The 23,704-nt window shown below is 61.3% G+C and carries 18 protein-coding genes; 16 read left to right on the plus strand and 2 right to left on the minus strand.

The window, feature by feature from the left end:
- The 4 genes from F6X37_RS28640 to F6X37_RS28655 form a co-directional block, all read left to right on the plus strand.
- On the plus strand, positions 1–723 hold a 723-nt coding region (locus F6X37_RS28640), incomplete at its 5' end, for a TolC family protein (protein WP_187613630.1).
- A gap of 182 nt (positions 724–905) precedes the next feature.
- Positions 906–2,246, plus strand: coding sequence for a paraquat-inducible protein A (locus F6X37_RS28645; RefSeq protein ID WP_187613631.1), 1,341 nt, complete (start codon positions 906–908; stop codon positions 2,244–2,246).
- 67 nt (positions 2,247–2,313) lie between these two features.
- Entirely contained in the window at positions 2,314–3,909 is a 1,596-nt protein-coding gene (locus F6X37_RS28650; protein ID WP_187613632.1) for an intermembrane transport protein PqiB, read from the plus strand.
- The gene (locus F6X37_RS28655; RefSeq protein WP_187613633.1) at positions 3,906–4,595 is read left to right on the plus strand and encodes a membrane integrity-associated transporter subunit PqiC; all 690 of its coding nucleotides are present in this window, start codon (positions 3,906–3,908) and stop codon (positions 4,593–4,595) included. The genes F6X37_RS28650 and F6X37_RS28655 overlap by 4 nt, the downstream gene beginning before the upstream one ends.
- 171 nt (positions 4,596–4,766) lie before the next feature.
- Here F6X37_RS28655 and F6X37_RS28660 read toward each other — a convergent pair whose 3' ends face one another.
- A complete protein-coding gene (locus F6X37_RS28660) occupies positions 4,767–5,510 on the minus strand; it encodes a TetR/AcrR family transcriptional regulator (RefSeq protein ID WP_187613634.1) in 744 nt (247 codons plus the stop codon).
- A gap of 142 nt (positions 5,511–5,652) precedes the next feature.
- Here F6X37_RS28660 and F6X37_RS28665 point away from each other — a divergent pair, with 142 nt between their 5' ends.
- The 11 genes from F6X37_RS28665 to F6X37_RS28715 all read left to right on the plus strand — a co-directional run bounded on the left by F6X37_RS28665 (position 5,653) and on the right by F6X37_RS28715 (position 20,810).
- The gene (locus tag F6X37_RS28665; RefSeq protein ID WP_316252005.1) at positions 5,653–7,314 is read left to right on the plus strand and encodes an FAD-dependent monooxygenase; all 1,662 of its coding nucleotides are present in this window, start codon (positions 5,653–5,655) and stop codon (positions 7,312–7,314) included.
- Between the two features lie 57 nt (positions 7,315–7,371).
- Positions 7,372–8,442: a VOC family protein gene (locus F6X37_RS28670; RefSeq protein ID WP_187613635.1), complete on the plus strand. Its 1,071-nt coding sequence runs from the start codon at positions 7,372–7,374 to the stop codon at positions 8,440–8,442.
- Positions 8,443–8,477: 35 nt separating this feature from the next.
- The gene (locus F6X37_RS28675) at positions 8,478–9,434 is read left to right on the plus strand and encodes a fumarylacetoacetate hydrolase family protein (protein WP_187613636.1); all 957 of its coding nucleotides are present in this window, start codon (positions 8,478–8,480) and stop codon (positions 9,432–9,434) included.
- Positions 9,431–11,407, plus strand: coding sequence for an acyl-CoA synthetase (locus tag F6X37_RS28680; RefSeq protein ID WP_187613637.1), 1,977 nt, complete (start codon positions 9,431–9,433; stop codon positions 11,405–11,407). Before F6X37_RS28675 ends, F6X37_RS28680 begins: the two co-directional genes overlap by 4 nt.
- Positions 11,408–12,072: 665 nt before the next feature.
- Complete coding sequence (locus F6X37_RS28685; protein WP_187613638.1) at positions 12,073–12,795, plus strand: OmpW/AlkL family protein; 723 nt, start codon at positions 12,073–12,075, stop codon at positions 12,793–12,795.
- 145 nt (positions 12,796–12,940) lie between these two features.
- Positions 12,941–15,919 (plus strand): molybdopterin-dependent oxidoreductase, encoded by a 2,979-nt coding sequence (locus F6X37_RS28690; protein WP_187613639.1) that lies wholly within the window; start codon positions 12,941–12,943, stop codon positions 15,917–15,919.
- A gap of 10 nt (positions 15,920–15,929) precedes the next feature.
- Positions 15,930–16,793, plus strand: coding sequence for a 4Fe-4S dicluster domain-containing protein (locus tag F6X37_RS28695; RefSeq protein WP_090811768.1), 864 nt, complete (start codon positions 15,930–15,932; stop codon positions 16,791–16,793).
- A 253-nt stretch (positions 16,794–17,046) separates the two neighbouring features.
- Positions 17,047–17,712, plus strand: coding sequence for a TetR/AcrR family transcriptional regulator (locus F6X37_RS28700; RefSeq protein WP_187613640.1), 666 nt, complete (start codon positions 17,047–17,049; stop codon positions 17,710–17,712).
- Between the two features lie 532 nt (positions 17,713–18,244).
- The gene (locus F6X37_RS28705) at positions 18,245–19,132 is read left to right on the plus strand and encodes a MinD/ParA family protein (RefSeq protein ID WP_187613641.1); all 888 of its coding nucleotides are present in this window, start codon (positions 18,245–18,247) and stop codon (positions 19,130–19,132) included.
- A 167-nt stretch (positions 19,133–19,299) separates the two neighbouring features.
- The gene (locus tag F6X37_RS28710; RefSeq protein ID WP_262420059.1) at positions 19,300–19,662 is read left to right on the plus strand and encodes a DUF3331 domain-containing protein; all 363 of its coding nucleotides are present in this window, start codon (positions 19,300–19,302) and stop codon (positions 19,660–19,662) included.
- Between the two features lie 230 nt (positions 19,663–19,892).
- Positions 19,893–20,810, plus strand: a complete 918-nt coding sequence (locus F6X37_RS28715; protein ID WP_187613643.1) for a LysR family transcriptional regulator — start codon at positions 19,893–19,895, stop codon at positions 20,808–20,810.
- On the opposite strand, the gene F6X37_RS28720 is transcribed toward F6X37_RS28715, so the two are convergent.
- On the minus strand, positions 20,807–21,010 hold the full coding sequence (locus F6X37_RS28720; RefSeq protein WP_143037313.1) for a hypothetical protein: 204 nt from the start codon (positions 21,008–21,010) through the stop codon (positions 20,807–20,809). The two genes, F6X37_RS28715 and F6X37_RS28720, sit on opposite strands and share 4 nt — an antisense overlap.
- A gap of 95 nt (positions 21,011–21,105) precedes the next feature.
- Here F6X37_RS28720 and F6X37_RS28725 point away from each other — a divergent pair, with 95 nt between their 5' ends.
- Entirely contained in the window at positions 21,106–23,457 is a 2,352-nt protein-coding gene (locus F6X37_RS28725) for a DUF3141 domain-containing protein (RefSeq protein WP_187613644.1), read from the plus strand.
- Positions 23,458–23,704: the final 247 nt, after the last annotated feature.

Raw genomic sequence — 23,704 nt, forward strand, 5'->3', positions numbered from 1 at the left:
CCTGCATTACGCCAGCAGCGCGCCACAGCCATCCATGCGCTCGCGGTGCTGATGGGCCGCACGCCGGACAACGCCCCGGCCGTTCCCGATCTCGACAGCCTGGTGTTGCCCGAACACGTGCCTGTCGTGGTGCCGTCGGACCTGCTGCGTTCGCGTCCCGACGTACAGGCAGCCGACGCCGCCGTGAAGGCCGCTGCGGCCGATGTCGGCGCTGCGACCGCGCAGCTCTTTCCGAGCCTGTCGCTGACGGCCTCGATGGGCCGCGGCGGCTTTAGCTGGCCCGCGGTGCTCTCAGGAGCGGGCGGACTCTGGGCCATCGGTGCAAGCCTGTCGCAGCCGATCTTCCATGGCGGCGCGCTGTTCGCGCACCGCAAGGCGTCGATCGATGCTTACGATGCGGCGGTGCTGAACTACAAGTCCACCGTGCTGTCGGCGTTCCGGAATGTCGCGGATTCGCTTGCCGCGCTGGATAACGACGCACAGACACTCGCGTCGACGGAAGCGGCGGCGGAGGCCGCGAGGGCGGCATTCGATGATACGGCGTCGCGCCATCGCATGGGTTCGCTGCCGTCAACGGCGGAGCATGCCAGCGAGCAGCGCTTTCTCAACGCACGGATCGGCGCCGTGCGCGCGGCAAGCCAGCGCATGAACGATACCGTCGCACTGTTCCAGGCGATGGGCGAACTGCCGCCGGGCCAGCCGCAAACAGCGTCGTCGCAATGATCGCGTGTCGATGAAGACGGGAAGAGCGACCTGCCGATCAGGTCGCTCTTGCTCGACTGTACCGGCGGGTATCGGAGCAGTCGTTTTCTATCCGAAATCAGAATGCGCCCACGCACGGGAAGGTCAAGCCGGACTTCACGTGCATCGAACGCGCCAGAACTTCAGGTTGTCCAGTTCCCTGTATGGAATATAAGAAACTGATCGCCTGTCATGAGTGCGATCTGCTGTTTCGCAAGCCTCTGCTGCGGGGCGGGCAGACTGCGAGCTGCTCGCGCTGCCGTGCGGGCCTGGAAGGAACGCAGGGAGCGAGCGTGCCCCTCGACCGGATTGGTGCGCTCACCGTTGCAGCTTTGATCACATTCTGTATTGCGCAGGCTTTCCCGGTTATACAACTGCAGACCAACGGTATGACGTCGGAGGCGACGCTATTCGGCGCGGTGCGCTCGTTGTGGACGGGCCACATGCGCATCGTCGCAACGATGGTCTTTTGCTCGGCGATCCTGTTTCCGCTGATCGAACTCCTCGCCCTTCTCTATGTGCTCGTTCCGCTGCGCCTTGGCAAGGTAGTACCTCATTTCAATCGAATGCTTCGCGTCGTGCAGCTCATCCGACCATGGGGCATGATCGAAGTGTTCATGCTCGGCGTGGTCATCACGATCGTGAAAATGGTCAGCATGGCGCAGGTGATCCCTGGGCCAGGACTGTTTGCATTCGGTGCACTCACGTTGATGTTGGCGTTTCTCGCCACTTTCGACCCGCGCGTGCTCTGGTCGACGCGGGACGAAATAAAGTTTCGACAACCCGCTGAGATCCGCTGGACCAGAGTGAAGCGCAGGTGCGCCCCGCGAGCCCCGACGTTCTTCGGCCTGAAGCCCGCGCCGGCGGCGCATATGACGGCGCGCAGCGCCGGACTCATAGCCTGTCATACCTGTGGACTGGTGCAGAAGCACATCGCGGCGTCGTCAGAGCAGCGCTGCTCGCGGTGCGAATCGGTGCTGCACACGCGCCATCCCGATAGCGTGACGCGCACGTCGAGTCTGGTTCTTGCCGCCGCGCTCGCCTACATACCCGCGAATCTGTTGCCGATCATGCACGCGTCATCCCTCGGCCACTCGGAGGACGACACGATCCTCGGCGGCGTGGCGTACTTCTGGACTTCAGGCGACTGGCCACTCGCCGTCGTCGTGTTCGTAGCCAGCGTCGTGGTGCCGATGCTCAAACTCGCCATTCTCACGCTGCAGATCGTAGCGGCCCGTCGCAGTCCGGACTGGCAGCCGCTCGAACGCGCGAGGCTGCATCGGCTCGTCGAGTGCGTGGGCCGGTGGTCGATGCTCGATGTCTTCGTTGTCGCTCTGACGGTCGCGCTGGTGCATTTCGGTTCGTTTGCGGTTGTCACTGCCGGTCCGGGCGCGCTGGCTTTCGGCGCGGTGGTGATTCTCACCATGCTCGCGTCGCATCAATTCGATCCGCGGCTGATCTGGGACAACGTCCGCTGCGGGCCAGCGCGTGGTTCACGGCGATGAACGAATACCGTTCTAGCAGCGTCCGCACTCCTAAATAACCTCATATTTGCGAACTACTCTCCGAACGATGCATCTTCCAACGCCACCCAGACCTGACATCAAGCCGCGGAAACGCTGGATTCCCTCCCTCATCTGGTTAGTGCCGCTCATCTGTGCGCTGATCGGTGTGGCGCTGGTAGTCAAATCCGTCACCGACAAGGGACCGACAGTGACGGTCACGTTCAGCAACGCTGAGGGTATGGAGGCCGGCAAAACGAAGGTCAAATACAAGGACGTGGAGATCGGTTCCGTACAGGCGGTCGCGCTGTCAAAGGACCTGCAGCACGTCATCGTCACGATCGAGCTGACCAAACAGGCAGAAAAATTCGCAAGCCGCGGCACGCGCTTCTGGGTGGTTCGCCCGCGCGTGGGCGCTAACGGAATCTCGGGCCTCGGTACGCTGCTCTCCGGCGCGTATATCGGTGTCGACGTCGGGCAGTCTTCGGAAAGGCAAACCGCATTTGTCGGCCTCGAAAGTCCGCCGATCGTCACGTCCGGGCAGCCGGGGCATCAATATACGCTGAGGGGCGACTCCCTGGGCTCCGTCGATATCGGCGCGCCGATCTTCTACCGTCGCATCCAGGTGGGCCAGGTGGTCGGCTTCTCGCTGGATCCGCATGGCACCGGCGTGATCGTCAATGTTTTCGTCAATGCCCCGTTTGACCAGTATGTCGACACCAATACACGGTGGTGGCACGCAAGCGGTGTTGACCTCCGTCTCGATTCGAATGGATTGAAGCTCAATACACAATCTCTGGCGACGGTGGTCGTCGGAGGCCTGGCGTTCCAGTCGCCGCCGGGTCAGGACGCCGGACAACCGGCCGCTGACAAGGCGGCGTTCCGACTCGCATCGGACGAGTCGGACGCGATGCGCGAGCCCGACGGCGCGCCGCTCAATGTCGTGATGCGGTTCAACCAGTCGCTGCGCGGCCTGTCTGTCGGCGCTCCCGTCGACCTTCGAGGCATCGCGCTGGGGCAGGTGACGGACATCGGTATCGAATATAACGAAAAGGAGAAGAGTTTCAGCATGAAGGTATCGATGGCGCTGTATCCCGACCGGCTCAGCCGGCGCTCCAACGAAGCGCTACCGGCTCCGAACTCGCAGGGTGGTCATGCGTTGCTGGAAAACCTCGTCATGGAGGGAATGCGCGGTCAGTTGCGAACCGGCAACCTGCTGACAGGCCAGCTATTCGTGGCGCTCGACATGTTTCCGAAAGCGCCTCGGGCGAGCGTCGATGTTCATCGCAATCCTATTGAACTGCCGACTGTGCCTAACACCCTCGACGAACTTCAGGTGCAGATTGCCGATATTGCGAGGAAGCTGAATCAGGTGCCGTTCGACAAGATCGGAGCCAACCTTAACGGCGCACTTGAAAACGCCAACAAGCTGTTCGGGCACATGGACACAGAGATCGTTCCACAAGCCCGCGACACGCTGGCGGCCGCGCAGAAAACCTTCAGTACCGCCGAAACGACGCTCCGGCAGACCGCGCCCCTGCAGTCGGACATCCAGGATGCGATGCAGGAAATGACACGCACCCTGCAATCCCTCAATGCGCTCGCCGATTATCTGGAACGTCATCCCCAGGCGCTCCTGTTCGGCAAGAAAGGAGACCAACGGTGAAACTGATCCAATCCCGCGCGCGGCGCGCGATCGCCCGTATTGCGACCGTCATGGGTCTGGCCGCGCTGAGCGCCTGTGCTTCCCCGCCGGCCCGCTTCTATACCCTCGGCACTGACAGCGAACCGACGCGTGCAAACGTTACGGTCAGTCCGGCCTTCCGGATCGACATGCGCACAGTGAAGGTGCCGGTTTCAGTCGCAAGGAGCCAGTTCGTCGTACAGGTCGATGCGGCGCGCGTCAGGATTCTGGAAGACGAGCGCTGGGCATCGCCGCTTGCAGACGAGATCCGCAATGCGCTGCTCGCGGCCGCGACTCGACAGGCGGGCGGCCCCGACACGTACCAGCCTGGTCACGCCGAGGACGCTCGCACGTATCAGGTCTCCGTCGACGTGCAGCGTTTTGAATCGTGGCCGGGCTCACACGCGCTGCTTGACGTCACCTGGAGTGTACGCAAGTCGAACGACTCACGAACATTGACCTGCCGCAGCATAGTCAGCCAGCCCGTATCGGCCGGCTACGATGCGCTCGTCAACGGCCATCGAGTCGCAGTGAGAAGGATAGGCACTCAAATTGGCGAAGTCGTCCGGGAATTTTCGGCGGCGCCGTTCGAGTCCGCCGTTGCACCGGCGCGCATCCCTGCGAGTACGAGAAGTTCGGCGTTGTTATGCCCGGCTCTAGCAGGCTGAACCGATACAGGAATTGGTGCCTCACGCCGACAAGAAGCGCGAGCTGATTGCTAGCGTCGAGGCTTTAGCAGGTGATTGAGTTTAATCGCTAGCGGCCCGAGCGGGCTTCTCCGCCGGGCCGCACCCGGCTGACTTCAGGCCGATCAGACCGATGGCGCCGGACCTCTTGATTCAATCGGCGTCGACAGTCTCCTCCACGACCGGCAGCGGACGCGCTGCAATCTTCTCCGCCTCCGCGCGCTTGAGTCCGAGTGTCTGCAGCAGCATTGCTGCAGTACGCTCAGGGAAGCGCTCCCCGCTAAAGCCAAGCTCCTTGAGTACGCTTGCCGCGGGCGCGCCCGGTGCGACGAAGTTCAGCTCGGCGGCGATTGCACAGAAGACCGTACCGGCTACCGCAAGAAATCCGATGAACGGGTCGGCGACCGCAAAGCGCTTCGCGGCAATGCCATTCACAATGTCGCGCAGCAGCCGCTGGCCCAGTCCGCGGCTCATCGCATGCGTCGGAACAAACCCTTCACGTATCAGGAAACGTCCCCACACGGGGTCTTGCTGCGCACGCAGGACCGTATGACGCACGGCGACAGCGATCACCTCGGCCGGGTCGGAAAGGCCAGCGGCGAGGCGATCCATCATGTTAGCGAAATCCTCGAACACCTCGTCGACAAGCGTCGCGTAAATCGCCTCCTTCGATTCAAAGTGGTTGTAGAACGAGCCAAAGCCGACATCAGCGGCTTCGGTGATTTCATTGATCGCCACGCCCTCCATGCCTTTTTCGGCCATCAGCCTGAGGGCGGCGTCGAGCAGACGGGCACGTGTCTCGCGCTTGCGACGCGCACCGCGCGGCTCGCGTTGTTCGGGAATGGCAACCGGGGCGACTGGCGCCGCACGGGTAGGACGCTTTGTAGTGTTCGGCATGATGGATCCAAGCTTGGTTATGCCTAAGTATAGATCGTAATGTCTAGGTTGACAAAACGCTCAGGAATGACTTTAATGTCATTAAAGGCGACCCGAAGGCCGGCCTTACATACAAGTACAACAGACAACATCTGGAGTGACTGTGGAGACAGCAGCAAAGGACGGCGCCGCGCCGTGGAGCCGGCATGAACAGGTTGGTCCGCCGATTGGCGCATTACCGTCGGTGGTTGACGTCTTACTGGTGGGTTGCGGACCCGTCGGTGCAACGATTGCCAATCTACTGGCGCGCTACGGCGTGCATGTATTGATTGTCGACAAGTCAACCGAGGTTTCCATCGCGCGCCAGGCAATCGAGCTGGATAACGACGCGCTGCGCATCCTTCAGCTTGCGGGCATTGGGGAGCACGATTTCGAGACCAGCACCATTCCATATGTGCGGATGAGAACGCCCATGCTGGGGCAGGTCGGCCAAATCAGTTCGGCGAGCCGCCTGGATGGCTATCCGAAGCCCGTCACGTTGTACCAGCACGAATTCGAGCGGTGCCTGCGGGCCCGACTCGAGAAATACGACTGTGTGCATATCGCGCCGGGTGTCGAACTGGGGAGCTTCACGGAAGAAGGCGACCATGTGCTCGCGTCGCTGGAGCTTGATCGCGGCCGCCCTCACATCGTCCGGGCGCGCTACGTGGTCGGTGCAGACGGGCCGTATTCGCTGGTTCGGCAGACTATGGGGCCGCACTTCTGGGGTAAGACATTTGCCGAGAAATGGCTCGTTGCCGCTGCGCGGCATCTTTCGCGCCCAGCCGAAGATATCGAGTTCATCTCCGATCACCGTCGGCCAAACCGGTGCATGGTCGCGCGCAGCGGGCGTGAGCGCTGGAAGTTCATGCTGCGGCCGGACGGGCGCCACGAGAACATGAAAGCCGAGGTCCGCATACGCGAGATTGCCGCTCCATCGGGCAACCCGGAAGACACGATGATCGAGCGCAAGGCGGTGTATCGCTTCCGAACGCGAACCCTTAATGCATTCAGCCGGGGGCGTGTGTTCTTCGCGGGCGATGCCGCGCACATTGGGCCTCCATCCGTCGGCCGAGGGTTGGCCGCGGGACTGCGAGATGCCGCCAATCTGTGCTGGAAGCTTGCATGGGTGGTGCAGGGGCGAGCGGATTCACGCATTCTCGACACTTACGACGAGGAGAGGCGGCCCCACGAGAAGGCGATAACAAAGCTCGCAAGGTTCGTGAGAAAGCTCGTCACGCCGCGCAATGGCGGCATTGGCTTGTGGGCTCATGGGCTAATGCAATTGTCGCCACCGGTGCTCCCGCCGCGTGCGCAGCCCGAGGAATCGCAGATCCAGCCGAAAAAAACAACTAGAAGAGGTGTGTTTGTCAAAGGCCGCTCGCCGACGAAGCTTGTGCGCGGCGCAGTCATTGGGCAGGGGCGGGTACGGGGTTCGGATGGCAAGGCGCGTCCGAGCGACGAGGTGTTCGGGCAGGGCCTGGTGCTGATTGGATTTGGCACAGACGCCCGAGCCTCGCTTGATTCTTCTGAGGCAGCAGCCTTCGCGCGTGCCGGCGGAAGCACTGTGCAGATCGCACACCGTGGAGAGCGGCCGCATCTCGCTCGGCATGACAGCTGGGAGGACCTCGACGGTGTGTTCCTTCCGCGTCTCGTACCGGTTGGTTGGGCCGCCGTGGTGCGGCCCGACAAGACCGTCGTTCACGATGGCCCGGCGACCGATGCGTCGCGGCTCGTGCGCGAGAGTCTTTCCTTGCTCGGTCAGCACTGCTGGGTCATGCAGTGATCGCGAAGCCGCATGCCGTCTCGAAACCCCATTCACACCGTGTGATTTCTTATCGCCATGAACCTGACCACTGTACAACCAGCCCGTCACCCCGATCCTACGACGAAAGCGTCGGCATTGGCCTATCTGATATTCGACCGGCCGGATCTCGAGAAAGCCGAGCAATTTCTCACTGACTTCGGGCTCCGAACGGTATCGCGCGGTGAAGCGCTCCTGCTGCTGCGCGGAACGGGCGCTTCACACTTCTGCTATGTCGTCCGGAAGGCCTCGAAATCCCGGTTCGTTGGTTTTGGGCTACAGGTCGACAACAGGGCCGAGCTTGATGCACTTGCAAAACTGCCGGGCGCCTCGGACGTCGAACGCTCGCCCCTGCCCGGCGGCGGCTATACGGTACGGCTGACCGATCCTTCAGGCTTTCGCGTCGACGCGATATGGGGCCAGCAGCCAGCTTCGACGTTGTTTCATCGGCCACCCTTGCCGTTCAACTCCGTGGATGCGACGGTCCGGATCAACGGCACGCAGCGACCGCCCGAAGGCGCGCCGGAAATTATCCGGCTCGGACACGTCGTGCTCGAACTCGTTGACTATCAGGAAACCTGCGCGTGGTATACGCGGCATTTCGGCTTCATCCCCAGCGATGTGCAGGTGCTTCCCGATGGTTCGCCCGCCGTCGCGTTCATGCGGCTCGATCTCGGCGACAAGCCAGCCGATCACCATACGCTCGCGCTTGCACAAGGCTTCGTGCCCACCTACAGCCATAGCGCGTACGAAGTCGTTGACGCCGACGCGATTGGCATGGGCCAACGCATTCTGCGCGACGAAGGTTGGACGCACGCGTGGGGGATCGGCCGGCATAAGCTGGGCAGCCAGATCTTCGATTACTGGCAAGACCCATGGGGCGACAAGCACGAGCACTATTGCGACGGCGACCTCTTTACGGCGGACGCGCCGACGGGTGTCCATGCGGTGAGCCGCGAGGCGATGGCCCAATGGGGACCGACGATGCCACGCAGCTTCACGAAGCCCAGGTTCACACCCGCGAGCGTCGTGGCACTTTTCAGAAACCTGCGCCGCAGCCCCGACCTGACGTTGAGCAAGCTGCGCACGTTGGCGAAGCTTTTCGCCTGAACCACCCCACTTTCATAGAATCCGGAGATCGATAAATGGCACTTCACGTTCTGCATTACCTTCATGATGGCCGCGCCCAGTGGGGCGTAGTCGCTAATGGCGCCATCACGCCGATTCATGGCGAATTCAAGTCGACCGCCGAGTTTATTGAAGCCAATCCCGTCGAACGGCTGGCGGTACTGGACGGTTCTCCGATTCCCGAATCGGATGTGCAATGGTTGTCGCCCGTGACCGCCAACCAGCAGTTCATCTGTCAGGGCGCGAATTATCGCCAGCATATGATCGACTCGGGCATGGACCCGGATGTGAAGAAATTCAACATGATCTTCACGAAGGCGACGAGCTGCATCGTTCCTGCCGACTCGCCCCTCGTGAAGCCCAGGGAGGTGCAGTTGCTCGACTACGAGATCGAACTCGGTCTTGTGCTCAAACGCGACGTCACCTCCCGCGAAACGGTCACCGACGAGAACCTGCATGACTACATTGCTGGCGCCGTGATCGTCAACGACTACTCCGCGCGCGATATCCAGATTCCGCAGATGCAGTTCTACAAGGGCAAGAGCTACCGCACGTTTGGCCCTGTCGGCCCTTACCTTTGCCTCCTTGAGAAACAAGATATTCCGAAGTTGAAGGAGCTCGTGCTGACACTGACGGTCAATGGAACCGTCCGCCAGAACGACACGACTGCGGGTCTCGTCTATGGGCCGGCAGAGACCTTGACGGAGCTTTCCGGCGTGCATGATCTGCGCATCGGTGACCTGCTCGCGACGGGCACGCCATCTGGCTGTGCACTGAGCATTCCATCGCCCGAAAAGCAACGCGCCGCGGCGCAACTGCCTGAAGCGGAAAAATGGCGTCTTTTCCTGAAGATGCAGGCGGACAGGCCGCAGTACCTGAAGGTGGGGGACGTCGTGGAGGCGCATATCGTCAGCCACGATCGCTCGATCAATCTGGGCGTGCAGCATAACGTCGTTGTGGAAGAGGCAGCATGAAAGGCATCGCAAACGTAGACGAAGTCCTTGCCATCGAAACGCAAGGGCTGCCGGCGGATCTCCCGTCGAGCACCTACGAGATGATCTGCCGGGGCGCGGCGATTAATCCATCGGCACCGGCACTTTCGTTCTTTGCAACGGCCGACGACTATCGGAACGCCGAGTGCTGGACGTATGGTGAACTCGTCCGAGATATCACGCGCACCGCGAACATGTTCTCGCGCCTCGGAGTACAACGCGACTCAGTCGTCGCATATGTTCTGCCCAACCTCCCTGAAACGCACTTCGTGATCTGGGGTGGAGAGGCCGCCGGAATTGTCTGCGCGATCAATCCATTGCTTGAGCAGGAAGCCATCGGCCAACTCCTCAACGCTGCAGGCGCCAGCGTGCTGGTAACGCTGGCGCCGTTTCCCGGAACTGATCTTTGGCAAAAGGTACAAGCGGTGCTGCACAAGGTTTCTTCGCTGAAGGATCTGGTGCTCGTGAATCCGGCCGAACGTGTGACGGGTTCAAAACAGTCCGCGACGCGGATGCTGCAGCGTAACGAGTGTTCAAGGCTGCACGGCGAGGGCGGCGTGCGGGGCGCGGTTCCTGCGCATATCGAGATCCACGACTTCGGCGTTGCCATCGCGCAGGAGTCGGGAACGGCACTTCAAGGCGCGCGGCACATTGGCGCCGACGACGTGTCGTCGTACTTCTGTACGGGCGGGACGACCGGCCTGCCGAAAATTGCGATGCGCCGCCACGGCAATGAGGTGGCGAATGCCTGGAGCACGGGTCAATTCTTCGGCGACAGCGTCGGGCCAGGCAAGACGCTTTTCTGCGGACTGCCGCTCTTCCACGTGAATGCCGTCATGGCAACGGGTCTCCTGCCTTTTTCCAAAGGCGCCCAGGTCGTGCTCGGCACGCCACAAGGCTATCGCGGCGATGGCGTTGTCAAACGTTTCTGGGAAATCGTCGAGCATCACCGCATCAATTTCTTCAGCGGTGTCCCGACGCTTTATGCGGCGTTACTCGATATTCCTGTCGGCGAGCACGATGTGAGTTCGCTGGAGTACGGACTGTGCGGTGCGGCTCCCATGCCGGTCGAAGTTTTCCGGACCTTTCAGGAAAGGACGCGCATCCGGATTCTCGAGGGCTATGGCCTGACCGAGGGGACCTGCGTGAGCAGCGTCAACCCGCCGCTGGGGCAGCGCAGGCTGGGCTCAATCGGGCTGCGCATTCCGGGCCAGGCGATGAAAGCCGTCATCGTCGACGCTGACGGGCGATATGTGCGGGATTGCGAGATCGATGAGGTCGGCCTGCTGACTATTTCCGGCCCGAACATTTTCCTCGGGTATATCGTGCCCGAGCAGAACAAGGGGCTCTGGCTGGACCTCGGCGATGGCAGGTGCTGGCTCAATACCGGCGACCTCGGTCGATGCGATGTCGATGGTTATTTCTGGCTTACTGGTCGCAAAAAGGAAGTGATCATTCGTGGCGGTCACAACATCGATCCGGCAGCGATCGAGGAACCGCTCTATCGCCATCCCGCCGTCAAGATCGCGGCGGCGGTCGGTCGTCCCGATGCACACGCCGGGGAGTTGCCGATTGCCTATGTCCAGCTCAAACCGGGTGCAAGCGCGACTGAGGACGAACTCGCCGAGTTCGTGCGACTCGAGATAGGCGAGCGCGCGGCACTGCCTAAACGGATCAGAATCCTGGATGCGATGCCGTTGACAGGCGTGGGCAAGATTTTCAAGCCGGGGCTGAAACAGCGCGAAACGGTAGACGCGTTACAGTCGGCACTCGTGGAGGCTGGCGTCGAGGGAGCAACCGTTAGGATCATTGAAGATACTTCGCGCGGGCTTTCGCTTCACGTCGAACTTCCCGACCCCGCGCTCGAAGCATTGGCGACTTCCGCGCTCGGGCGCTTTCCGTTCGCATTTTCGCTTTCGGTTGCCGCGAGGCCATCGCGAAGCGAGCAATGTTGATGTACCAGCGGCGATAGAGAGTTAAACGCTCGCGTCGGTTTAGAGGAAAGAGGATGAATACTGCTTCAGAAAGGTCCTTGCGTTCGCTTGTTGAAAAATGGCTCGGGCCAATATCGGGGACTGCGGTTCGGATTACCCGGTTCGGTCGTGCGGGCACAAACCAGAGACCCTATGTGCGTATCGAGCTACTGCTGCCGACAGGGCCCGTTGGGTTATTTTTCTTCCGGCACCGCGACGGTGCGTGGTGCGTATTCCCGCCCGAGACTGAACGTTTGGCGATGCGCGCTTACTAGCGTGCAGGGCGATGGAGGCATGCTGTACCAGCAACTATTCCAAAGGCAGAGAACGAATAATTGGACGGATTAAAGTCTCGACACCAGGAGGTACGAAGAATAGAAAGGATGATAAGGATAACGCGAAAGCGTATTTCCACATAACGTGTACGAGGCAGTAGCGGTGTTCTAAACATTCGTGCCTGTTTCATGTCATTTAGTAAAACGACCTAATCAGACATAACCGACGGACCTGATAAGCGGTCGAAGCCGATGAGGAACGACGCAACGACCCCAGACGGAGCGCCGCATCGGTTCCACAGGAAGCACCACGGGTTCACAAAAATGCCCGGGCAACGAGACAGGAGAAGACACGTGAGGAATTACAGACGAATGATCAGCTCTGCCGGTATGGCGGCTTGCCTCTGCTCGGCTGCGCTGACCGACAATGCAAACGCCCAGTCGGCGGGAAGCATTACGCTGTCCACAGGATGGCTTCACATCGCGCCACAGGGCGACGCAACGCCACTCATTGTGGAGAGTATTGGCGGCGAAACGGTGAATCGCCAACTAGCCGGTAGCGGGGCGCATGCGACGTCAACGAATACGGTGGGAATTACCACCGAGTACTACGTCACGGACAACATTGGCGTCGCTATGCTTCTGGGACTGCCATTGACAGTAAATCTGGTTGGCGATGGGACGCTGGAGAAGTATGGCAACCTCGGCTCGACGAGGCCAATGCCGCCCGCCATCGAACTTCGATACCACCTGTTTTCGGCCGGCTCGAAATTCCGTCCATTCATCGGTTTGGGTGTGAACTATACGTGGTTCACCCAGGTTCGGACAACCAATAGCCAGTTTGTCACTGATAGCGTTGGTCCAGGTGGTTCGGCACACGCAACACTCAGTTCATCGTGGAATCCGGTATTCGAGATCGGGGCAAGTTACGCCATTACAAAACACTGGTCTGTCGGAACCTCTGTGAACTATATGCCGGTGAAGACCAACCTGACGTTAGACGGACACACCGCGACTGGAACGCAGATCGTTTCCAAATCGACGCTCCGGCTCGATCCCCTGAGCGTCTTCCTGAACGTCGCCTATACGTTCTAGCGCGTACGACTCGTTAATGCGCCGATCGAGAGATTTGAATGCCCATCGAAGACATCGACTACGTTATTTTTCGCGCCCCGGGCCTGGCTGCGGTCCGCGACGTCATGCCACCGCTAGCGCACCCCGCTTCCCTTTGGATCGAATAATGAAACGACAGGTCCTCAAGACTATTCTTTTTGCTTTGCCCAAGGTTCTTGACCTGACGGCACGCCGCTTTCCCGCTTATCGTGATCGCCTGAAGGAGCGCGATCTCGTGGCCTGGATCGGACTCGCGGATCAAAGCATCGGTCGCGTCATCAAGTTCAGGAACGGACGCGTCCGTTCTAGCGCCGGCAGGCATCCGCGGCCCGACGTGAGCATGGTCTTCAAGGACGTCGCCACCGCCCTGAAGTTCCTTTCTCCCAATCCGGACCAGGGCGAAATCATCCACGCTGCCAAGAACTTCAAGGTGGTCACCGAGGGCGAGGACGAACTGTTGGTTTGGCTCATGCAGACCCTGAGCATGATGCGGACCGTCGGCCTGCCGATGGGCACGCCTTTGCGCGACGGCACCCGCCGCTACACCACCTGCACCAACGGCGGGCCTCTGTTCGTCTACGTCAAGGATGGCCGCGTCGTTCGGGTGACGCCCATCGAGCTGGACAGCACGGATGCGCCAAGTTATGTGATCGAGGCGCGCGGCCGCCGTTTCAGCCCGCCACGGCGTGGCCTGGTCGCGCCCCACGCGTTGACGCTCAAGTCGCTGGTCTATTCCGACAAGCGCATCCTTCACCCCATGAAGCGGGTCGACTTCGACCCTGACGGCGAACGCAATCCCCAGAACCGGGGCAAATCCGGCTATGTGCGTATCAGTTGGGACGAGGCCCTGGACATTGTCGCCAGGGAAATCAACCGGCAGAAGCGCGTTCACGGTCCCGGTTCCATTACCTTCCCGATGTCGTCCCATCACCAGTGGGGCAACGTGGGTTACTACCTCAGCGCGCTGACGCGCTTTGCCAACCTGATCGGCTTTACCCGGGTCGCGGCCAATCCGGATAGCTGGGAAGGCTGGTACTGGGGTGCCATGCATCATTTCGGCAACTCGATGCGCGTCGGCGTGCCATCCGGCTATGGTGGCGTCGAGGATTGCCTGAAGGAAGCCGACATGATCGTGTTCTGGTCCTGCGACCCCGAAAGTACCAACGGGGCCTATGCGGGATTCGAGGGGACTCCGCGGCGCCTGTGGGCCAAGGAACTCGGCATTGAGTTCGTTCATATCGACCCGCACTGCAACCCGACCGCGCAGTTGCTGGGCGGGCGCTGGATTCCGGTCCGACCGCAAACCGATGCTGCTCTCGCCACCGCCATCATGTACGTGTGGGCCGTGGAGGGCTTGTACGACGAGGATTACATCGCCACCCGCACGACCGGGTTCGACGAGTGGAGGGCCTATCTTCTGGGCGAATCCGACGGCGTTCCCAAGACGCCCGAGTGGCAGGAGGGCGAAACGGGCGTGCCCGCCAAGGACGTCCGTGCGCTTGCGCGCCGATGGGGGAACAGGAAGGTCCATCTCGCGGTCGGGATGACCGGCGCGGGATTCGGCGGCGCGGGCCGCGGTGCGACCGGAGCGCAATGGGCGCGCTGCATGATCATGATGATGGCGATGCAGGGCTGGGGCAAACCGGGGGTCAATTTCGGCTGCCTTGAAGCCGGGGTGCCCCACGACCTCCATTTCTATTTCCCCGGCTACGCGGACGGCGGCATATCCGGCGACCTGGCGTGGACCGCCAATGCGGTGAACAATTACCAGCGCATGCCGCACATTCTGTCCATGAATCCGGTCAAGCAAATGGTCCCGCGGCAGCAACTGCCCGACGCCATCATCAACGGCCATGCGACGGGCTACCTTTGGGACGGCATGTCCCAGGAAGCCCAGTTCGCACCGTTCAGCTACCCCATGCCCGGATATTCGCCGATCCACATGATCTACCGCTACGGCGGGTCCGCCTTCAGCACGGTGACGAATTCCGGACGCTGGGCTGAAGCCTACCGGCACCCGAGCATCGAGTTCGTGGTCAACCAGTCGATCTGGATGGAGGGCGAGGCCCAGTTCGCCGACATCATCCTGCCGGCGTGCACCGCGCTGGAGCGCTGGGACATCGGCGAATGGGCGAATTCCGGCGGCTACGCCCATCATGGGTTCAGCACGGTCAACCATCGCGTGATGACGCTGCAGCACAAGTGCATCGAGCCTTTGGGCGAGTCCCGTTCCGACTACGACATCTTCACTGCCATCCTGACCCGGCTGGGCCTTGGCGGGGTGTTCACCGAGGGATGCAGCGAGTTGGACTGGGTCAAGCGGGTCTTCGACTCGTCGGATCTGCCCGATCGCATTTCGTGGCGCGAGTTCTGCCGCAAGGGCTATTTCGTCGTGCCGCCCGAGAAGCCCGAGTTGCGCCATCCGGTGGACATGCGCTGGTTCGCGGAAGGCCGGCGCAAGGACCTGCAGGAACCCCATCCGCTGCCGTCCCAGTTCGCCGAAAAATTCGGCATGGGCCTGCAGACGCCGAGCGGCAAGCTGGAGTTCGTGCCCGAGTTGCTGAAGCGGCACACTGCGGACAATCCCGAGCGACCACCGCTCAACCGATACATCCCGTCCTGGGAGGGGCTGCGCTCGGACCTGGCTCAGCGTTATCCGCTGCAGTTGATCGCCACTCACAGCCGTTACAGCTTCCATACCCATTGTGATGGCAAGAACTCCTCGGTCAACAGCATCGATGACCATCGCGCGCTGATTGGTGGCCATCGCTTCTGGCTGCTGAGACTTAGTCTGACCGATGCGGCCGTTCGAGGCATTGACCATCGCGATCTCGTCAAGGTGTACAACGACCGCGGCGCGGTGATTTGCGCAGCCGACGTCTCGCCGCTGGTTAGCGCGGGAGTGGTCAAGTCGTATGAGGCGAGCGCCGAATTTCAGCTGGTCGAAATAGACGGCGAGTGCGTCGAGATTGGCGGTTGCATGAACATGCTCACCCCTGACCGGCCTCAAACCGCCGGCACGAGCAGCATGAGCCCAAATTCCTGCCTGGTGCAGGTCGAGAAGTGGCAAGGCACCGAAGCGTTCATGCTCGGTCGCGCCGCGTGAGGAATTTCGAATGAGCAAGTGGAACCTGATTATCAAAGTGGGGCGTTGCGAGAACTGCCAGAACTGCGTGATCGCCGCGCGGGACGAGCATGTCGGCAACGACTTCCCCGGTTATGCCGCGCCCGCCGCCGCCAATGCCGACAGCCCGATCCGGATCCTGCGCCGCGTCCAGGGCGACTCGCATATGGTCGAGACCACGTATCTGCCGGTCATGTGCAACCACTGCGACGAAGCGCCTTGCTTGCGGGTGGGCGGCGACGCCATTCGCAAGCGCGCCGACGGCGTCGTCATCATCGATCCGGACAAGGCTCGAGGCCGCAAGGACATCGTGAAGTCCTGCCCGTACAAGGCGATCGTCTGGAACGATGAGCTGCAACTGCCGCAGACCTGGATTTTCGATGCCCATCTACTCGACCAGGGCTGGCCGCAGCCGCGTTGTCAGCAATCGTGCCCCACCGACGTCTTCGAGACGGTCAAGCTCGATGACGCTGCGATGGCCGAGAAGGCCCAGCGCGAGGGGCTCAAGGTCTTGCGGCCTAACCTGGGCACGAAACCGCGCGTGTGGTACAGCGACCTCGAGCGCTGGGAAACCTGCTTCATCAGCGGAAGCGTCAGCGCGCGGATGGGAGATGTGGTCGAGTGCGTCACGGATGCGGTCGTAGCCCTTTACCTCGGCAATCAGAAGGTGGCGGAGACTGTCTCTGACTGCTTCGGCGATTTCCGCTTCGGTGGTCTCACCAAGGGAAGCGGTCTTTACAGAGTCGAAATCCGTCATGCCCTCGGCAGCGCCTGGCGCAAATGCGAATTGGGCGAAAGCGTTTACCTTGGGGAGCTCAGCCTCGCACAGTCGACAAACGGTATGGAAGTCGCGTGATCATGGGCACCGCAACGAAGCTGCTTGGCATGAGACGGGCGGACCGCTCACGCTTCGGTATGACGGTTCCGATTTCCTCTCACGTGCCAGATTTCGTCAACTTTATTGACAACAAAATCAGATATGAGTGTTATGTCACATAAACCGCGAGACGGCCTGATCGGGCGTCGACGGATCATTGCGAAACCCGTCATCTGAGAAGCATGCCGATCTGGCGGCACCGCAGATGTCGGCCTGACCGGTACTTTATGCCATGAAGCGGGAACGCCTGACACGGGCACAGCGCAGAGAGCAGACGCGCGAATGCCTGCTTGAGGCGGCGCGGAAGATGTTCGTTAAAAAGGGATTCGCCGCGACAAGCGTGGAGGACATCGCTGAGGCGGCTGGCTATACGCGCGGCGCGTTCTACTCAAACTTCGGCGGCAAGCCGGATCTGCTGATCAGGTTGTTGCGCCGCGACGACGATAGGGCGCGGACGAATCTCCTGGCGATGATGGAGAAGGGCGGCACGCCCGATGAAATGAAGGACCGCGCCATCGCGTACTACAGCCAATCTATTGTTGAACACGATTGCTTTCCGCTTTGGGTCGAGGCCCAGTTGCTCGCGTGCCGGGACACCCCGTTTCGGGAGCGCATCAACGCCTTCCGGCAGGAGAAGCTGGAACAGATCAGCGTGTACATCCGCATGCTTTCGGAGCGCAACGGCAGGCCGTTGCCCCTGCAGGCCGAGGCTCTCGCGGTTGGCCTGGTGAGCCTGTGCGAGGGCGTACAGTTCTTCAGGATGTGCAGTCCGCAAACGGTGAGCGACAAGGTGCTTCAGACAGTGCTTGCCGGATTTTTTTCGTGCGTGTTGTCGCGACAGCCGGAAGAAACAGACTACGACAATCATCGCCCGGACGTACCCATGGGCGCACCGTAGCGACTCATATGACTGAATGGACTGGCACAGCCCAATTCCCGCGGCAGCCCCTTCCGGGTGAACGCGGCATGGCGGCGCCGAGTTGTCGCCAAGGCGACGCAACCGCTCGATAAGTTACCGCGGGCATCAGTCGGAGGCATCGACAGGTGTCACTCCACCCCCGCTCGCCACAACAGCACATTGGCGCACCCCAAGCACCATCGGCTGTCGATCGAGACGACCCGAAAGGCACGGCGTCAAGGCTTGCTGTAGCCGGCTAGACGTACCGCTACCTCCATTTTCAGGCAGCGCGCAGCATTTCAATTCCCGACGTGCAAGAAAGAACCGGATGAGTTCGGGGCCAACCCGCGCGTTCGCGCTTTTTGCATCTGTCACTCATATCTGACATGCAAAGCATATATGATTGCATTGTCAGTAGTGACGCGAAAGCGTACAATCCACGCGTCGATGAAACGTGCGATCCGAAAGTCGTTATGACTGACGGCGCGCGGGTCGTCAACGCTACTCGTGATGGGCGCGGAGGTCTCGATACGTGGGTGAATCAGTGAAGGATATAGTCTCCGGACAGGCGCTCGGGTTGCGCCAGATGTTCGCCAACAGTGCTACGCGTGTGGTCGCTGTCACAGGCGGCTCGAAAGGAGTCGGCCGTACGGCTGCCGTTGTCAACCTCGCGATGGCGCTGACCAGACAGGGTATGGACGTGCTGGTGGTGGACGAATGTCCTGGCGCGCGGTCGGCGAGCACAATGCTTCAAGACATTCACGCCGCAGGCGTGTTCGCTCCCGCGATCCATCGCAACTTGCCGCGCGTGCTGGCCGTTGACCGTGGTCGACGTCAGTTCCACTCGACTGGCACCGGCCATACGGATCACGAAAACTTCGCAGGCCTGCAGTACGACGCGGTGCTCACGAGCCCGCCGAACATCGTGCTGATTGATGCCGCGCTTGCTGGCAACGGCGCGCTTTCACCACTTGCGTTGCAAGCCCACCACGTCATCGTCGTCATGCACATGTCGGCCGCTGCAGTAGCAGACACTTACGTTTGCATGAAGCGCCTGCGTCTCGCACAGGGCATCGAGGAATTCCGCATCATTGTGAATCTGTTCGATGGTGAAGCGGACACTCACGCGCTGCTGGAAAGTCTCGGAGCCATTGCGCGCGATTATCTGGCTGTCTCGGTTCTCAAGGCAGGCTGCATCTCGATCGATCCGTGTATCGCGCAAGCGGCAGAGCTTTCGCGCTGTGTCGTCGATGCATTTCCTGGGTCCCCGGCGGCGAGCGATTTTGCACGCGTTGCTGCCGATATGCAGTCCTGGTCGAGGCGGCCCGCAGCGTCCTGGCTGCTACCTGCGACAACGCACATGGCGGCACGGGGGCAGCGCACGCATAGGACTTTGGGCCCGGCAGCAGCATACCGGTAAAGCCTCGAAGAACGATCTCCCCGACCCAGGGGACTTGCCGACGCAATCGGACCGGTAATTTTCGACGGAAGAGAGCAGCTATGGTGGGCAGCGCTCACGCGAAGCGCAAGCGTTCGAGCTTGCACAGAGGGAGCCAGGTGATGAATCGCGCTGTTGATCCGTGGAGTATGACCGTCACAAGGCTTGGCGATTGGAGACTTAACGAACGAGCCACTGCGCACGGATCTGCCTTGAACGGTTCCTCTGTTCGACAGTCGATCGCTTCGACCGGTAAGCCAATCATACGGGTACTCGACCAACCGACCGCGCAAACACTGATCGTTTCATGGTGCGATGCGCGCTCCGGACACTATGGATACCAGACATGGTGCGGAGGCGCCGCGCGGGTGCCAGGCATCTGTGCGCTGACCGGTCGGCTAATCGAAGTCGGAGATGCCATCTACAGGCCGCGCCTCACTGGGCCCCCACCGGCTAATGCTCACGCAATGATCTGTGCGAGAAGCGTGAGCCTGATAGAACAGCCGATCTGATGCGATTCGGTTCTCTGGTGTCTTTACGGCAGAATGCTCAGCGCTTTCATGTGCGGCAGTGACACCAGGCGCATCCACGCGCGCGAGGCGTGACCGGACAGTACCCCTGGTCGCGGTTGCACGGCATTGGACTATGTTCCACAGCGTGCGGTGCGGTACAGGTCCACGAACAGGACTGATATCCAAAGGATATCTACACAAGTCGTCAGATAGCAGATGGGACGTTAACCATGGAATACATTGAAAGCTTGCGCCTGTTCCGGAGTATCGTCGAAGTCAAACACTTCAGACGTGCCGGGGAAATGATGGATCTCTCGCCATCGGTCGTTTCGCGGGCGATCGCATCGCTGGAAGAGCGCCTGGGCACGCGACTCTTCCATCGCTCGACCCGACAGTTTTCGCTGACGGAAGCCGCGGAGCGTTTTTACGATGGATGTTGTCGCATCCTGGATGACCTCGATTGCCTGGAAGCCAGTGCGGCGGGCCACGGTCGAGTGCCGGCGGGCATGCTGCGACTGGTCGCACATACGACCACCGCATTGACGTGGCTCGCACCGCTGATTGCGTCCTTTAAACGCAAGCATCCGAACGTCACCCTGGATATCACATTGACCGAGCGGCCCGTGGACCTGACGGCCGACGGTTACGATCTGGGTATCGTCCTGCCTTTCATGCTGGCGACGGATCTGGCTGTGACGCGGCTGCTCCAGCGGTTGCCGCTGGTCGTTGTCACAACGGAAGCTTATCTGGGCAGGCGTCCTCGGCCCCGGCATCCGGCTGAGCTGGCCGACCATGTGTTCGTCACGGTCCCTCCTTCGATGCACAAACCCTGCGTCACCTTTCGAATGGAACAGGAAAACATCGCGGTCCCGATCAGCTACGAAATTGCGTCGAACAATCCCATATTCAATCGCGACATCGTACTCGAAGGATTCGGTATTGGTCTGCTTCCAATCGCCCTTGTTGAGCAGGACATAAAGGCCGGACGGCTCGTTCGTCTGCTGGAAGACTTCGAGATCGCCGATACTTTGGCCGAGGTCCGCCTGGCATACATCGGACGCGCACTGTTGCCCGCGAAAGTCAGGGCGTTTATCGACCATACCGCGGAGTTCTTCGAACAGGGCATGGGACCTTCCACTGCTGGTTAGGTGGCGCACGCGGGTGAAGTCCGCGGCTTGCGACGCAGCACACACGCGGCGCGCACGAGCTCATCCGAGACGTTGGCGCGCTGCGCGATCGCGGCGAGCTTCTCATCGAGCACGCCGGCGAACGCGAGCAGGTCATCGCGCTGGTTCTGCAGCGCGATGCGCACCGGGCGGATGCGGCGCGCATCCAGCGCTTCGCGCACGCCCAATTCCTCGACGATGCAAGCTTCTCTGCAACCAGGCAACGGAATGAGCAGTTGTGCCGGGTTAAGTCGCTTCGCTTAAGGAGATTCATGAGATGGACCAGGTTACCCAGCTGACACGCAATCACGAGATCGCATTGAAAATCCTGCGCTTGTTGCACAATCGCCTGGAAGAGGCCTGGCAACGGTTCGGGCAGAGGACGAGCGACGCAATCAAGGGGGGCGACGGCACGTCCGAACTCACCATTCCCAACCTGGCGCAGTTCACACCATGGGGTGCCTGGCACTATACGGCCGATTTCGCGCAGCGCTCAGTCCTGTTCTGGGATGCCTTGCGTCAACGCGGCAACGAGTTCATCGAGCGCAACAAGGCCGGGATCAAGCCCGCGTTGCATTTCGACTATGACGTAGTGCTTGACGCGAGGCACTTTGAGCGGCCCGTCAACTACGCTCTGCTGTCGATACGGCCGCCGGAGGGTGTCGTGGTCGACGTGAAGAAGCGCCCGTATCTGATCATCGATCCGCGCGCCGGGCACGGTCCCGGCATCGGTGGCTTCAAGGACGATTCGCAGGTCGGCGTTGCCCTGCGCGCCGGTCATCCGGTCTATTTCGTCGTGTTCTTCCAGGAGCCGGAGCCCGGCCAGAACCTGCTCGACGTCTGCGCGGCCGAGCAGCAGTTCGTACGGAAGGTGCGCGAACTGCATTCAGACAGCCCAAAGCCCGCGATCGTCGGAAATTGCCAGGGCGGCTGGGCCGCGATGATGCTTGCCAGTTCGTCGCCGGAAGACACCGGTCCCATCCTGGTCAACGGCGCGCCCATGTCTTACTGGAGCGGGGCGTGGAGCGAGAGTGAGGCGCCCAATCCAATGCGTTATGCCGGAGGCATTCTGGGCGGCACGTGGCTCTCGTCCCTGTCGGCCGATCTTGGCAACGGCAAGTTCGACGGCGCCCATCTCGTGAACAACTTCGAGTATCTGAACCCGGCCAACACGTTCTGGGACAAGTACTACAACGTGTTCGCCAACATCGATACGGAACCGGCGCGCTTTATTGAGTTCGAGAGGTGGTGGGGCAGCTACTACCTGATGAACCGGGAAGAAATCGAGTGGATCACCCGTAACCTCTTTATCGGCAACAAGCTGTGGTCCGGCGAAGTGTTCGGCCCGTCGGGCAAATCCTTCGATCTGCGCGCCATCCGCTCGCCCATCATCCTTTTCGCATCGATGGGCGACAACATCACGCCGCCGCAACAGGCGTTCAACTGGGTCGCTGACATATACAGCAGCACCGAGGAGATCAAGGCGCGCGGCCAGGTCATCGTCGCCCTGATGCACGAGGACGTCGGCCATCTCGGCATTTTTGTTTCCGGCAAGGTGGCGAAGAAGGAATACACGCAAATCTTCAACGTGCTGGAGACAATCGAGACGCTCGCGCCGGGCCTCTACGGCATGTCGATCAAGGAGGGAAAGGGCGCAGACGGCAAAACGGAATACGAGGTCTCGCTCACCGAACACCGGCTGGAAGAAGCCGTCGAGCATTTCAACGAGTTGCGGCGCGAGGACGAAAAGCCGTTCAAGGCCGTGGCGGTGGTGTCGGAGTTCAACCAGCGAGCCTACGAGCTGTTCGTTCAACCCTTCGTGCAGCATGCGTCGAACGAGATGACCGCGCGGTTGCTGCGCGATTTTCATCCGTTGCGTCTGCAGCGCTGGGCATTCTCGGACCTGAATCCGTGGGTGGCCGCGCTGCGTCCGATGGCCGATGCTGTCAAAGCCAGCCGGCAGCCCTCGAGCGACCTCGAACCGTGGCGCAAGGTGGAGCAGCGCGGCTCAGAACTGATCAGCGCCTCGCTCGACCAGTTCCGGGCGGTAAGAGACGCCAGCATCGAAGCACTGTTCTTCTCTATCTACGCGAATCTTTTCGCAATGTACGACCCGGACCGCCTCGGCGAGCATGGCGCCGGCACGTCCGCCGCCGCCGATCCTCGCAGCCTGCCGTTCGTCCAGGCGGCGCTCGCCTCGCTGAGGCAGGGCGGCTACAACGAGGCGGTCGCGCGCACCGCGTTCCTGCTCGCGCCAAAGGGCGAGCCGCTGCCGCTATCGCGCATCGAGACAGTCAAGCAACTGGTCGATGAATATGCCGACGACCTGCCGCATTTGCCTCCTGCCGACTGGCGGCGCATTCGCGGGGAGCAGGAACTCATCGCGACTTTTGAGCCGCAACAGGCTATCCAGACGTTGCCCGATCTGCTCGCCAGCCCGGAAGACCGAAACCGGCTCCTGAGCTTGCTCGACAAGCTGCTGGCCGACCGGCGGGTGCTGCGCATCCCGCCGACACCCGCGCAGGAAGAGGCGCTGCGCGCCATCCGGTCAGTGCTCGGCGCGACAACCGCGCTCGAGTCGCAGCCCCAAAAGGCCCGCGCACCGCGCGTTCGGGCCACGGCTTCGTGAGTGCCGCCAACCCGTCAGTGAGGGAACCCGCCATGGAATCCAGACACGTCAAGTACCACGAGGCAGATCCCTTTCGCGTTCAGGCAGCGCCGCCCCAAAGCTACCATCGCGAGTTTCCGAAAACCGTCATTCCCGTCACGACAGCGCACGCGCCGGGCGCCCGGCGAGGGCAACCTCGATGTCGAGTCGAAGTCAGCATGCAAGTGCCTTCACAACCTCGAACAACTGACCGAGGCCGCCTTGCTTC

The organism is Paraburkholderia sp. 31.1 (genome assembly GCF_014397645.1).
Classification (GTDB): domain Bacteria; phylum Pseudomonadota; class Gammaproteobacteria; order Burkholderiales; family Burkholderiaceae; genus Paraburkholderia; species Paraburkholderia tuberum.

Coding starts and splice junctions, on each gene's coding strand:
- F6X37_RS28675 (WP_187613636.1), top strand. CDS start 8,478: ATGGCACTTCACGTTCTGCATTACCTTCATGATGGCCGCGCCCAGTGG.
- F6X37_RS28645 (WP_187613631.1), top strand. CDS start 906: ATGGAATATAAGAAACTGATCGCCTGTCATGAGTGCGATCTGCTGTTT.
- F6X37_RS28695 (WP_090811768.1), top strand. CDS start 15,930: ATGAGCAAGTGGAACCTGATTATCAAAGTGGGGCGTTGCGAGAACTGC.
- F6X37_RS28685 (WP_187613638.1), top strand. CDS start 12,073: ATGATCAGCTCTGCCGGTATGGCGGCTTGCCTCTGCTCGGCTGCGCTG.
- F6X37_RS28670 (WP_187613635.1), top strand. CDS start 7,372: ATGAACCTGACCACTGTACAACCAGCCCGTCACCCCGATCCTACGACG.
- F6X37_RS28680 (WP_187613637.1), top strand. CDS start 9,431: ATGAAAGGCATCGCAAACGTAGACGAAGTCCTTGCCATCGAAACGCAA.
- F6X37_RS28710 (WP_262420059.1), top strand. CDS start 19,300: ATGACCGTCACAAGGCTTGGCGATTGGAGACTTAACGAACGAGCCACT.
- F6X37_RS28650 (WP_187613632.1), top strand. CDS start 2,314: ATGCATCTTCCAACGCCACCCAGACCTGACATCAAGCCGCGGAAACGC.
- F6X37_RS28660 (WP_187613634.1), bottom strand. CDS start 5,510: ATGCCGAACACTACAAAGCGTCCTACCCGTGCGGCGCCAGTCGCCCCG.
- F6X37_RS28690 (WP_187613639.1), top strand. CDS start 12,941: ATGAAACGACAGGTCCTCAAGACTATTCTTTTTGCTTTGCCCAAGGTT.
- F6X37_RS28715 (WP_187613643.1), top strand. CDS start 19,893: ATGGAATACATTGAAAGCTTGCGCCTGTTCCGGAGTATCGTCGAAGTC.
- F6X37_RS28725 (WP_187613644.1), top strand. CDS start 21,106: ATGGACCAGGTTACCCAGCTGACACGCAATCACGAGATCGCATTGAAA.
- F6X37_RS28700 (WP_187613640.1), top strand. CDS start 17,047: ATGAAGCGGGAACGCCTGACACGGGCACAGCGCAGAGAGCAGACGCGC.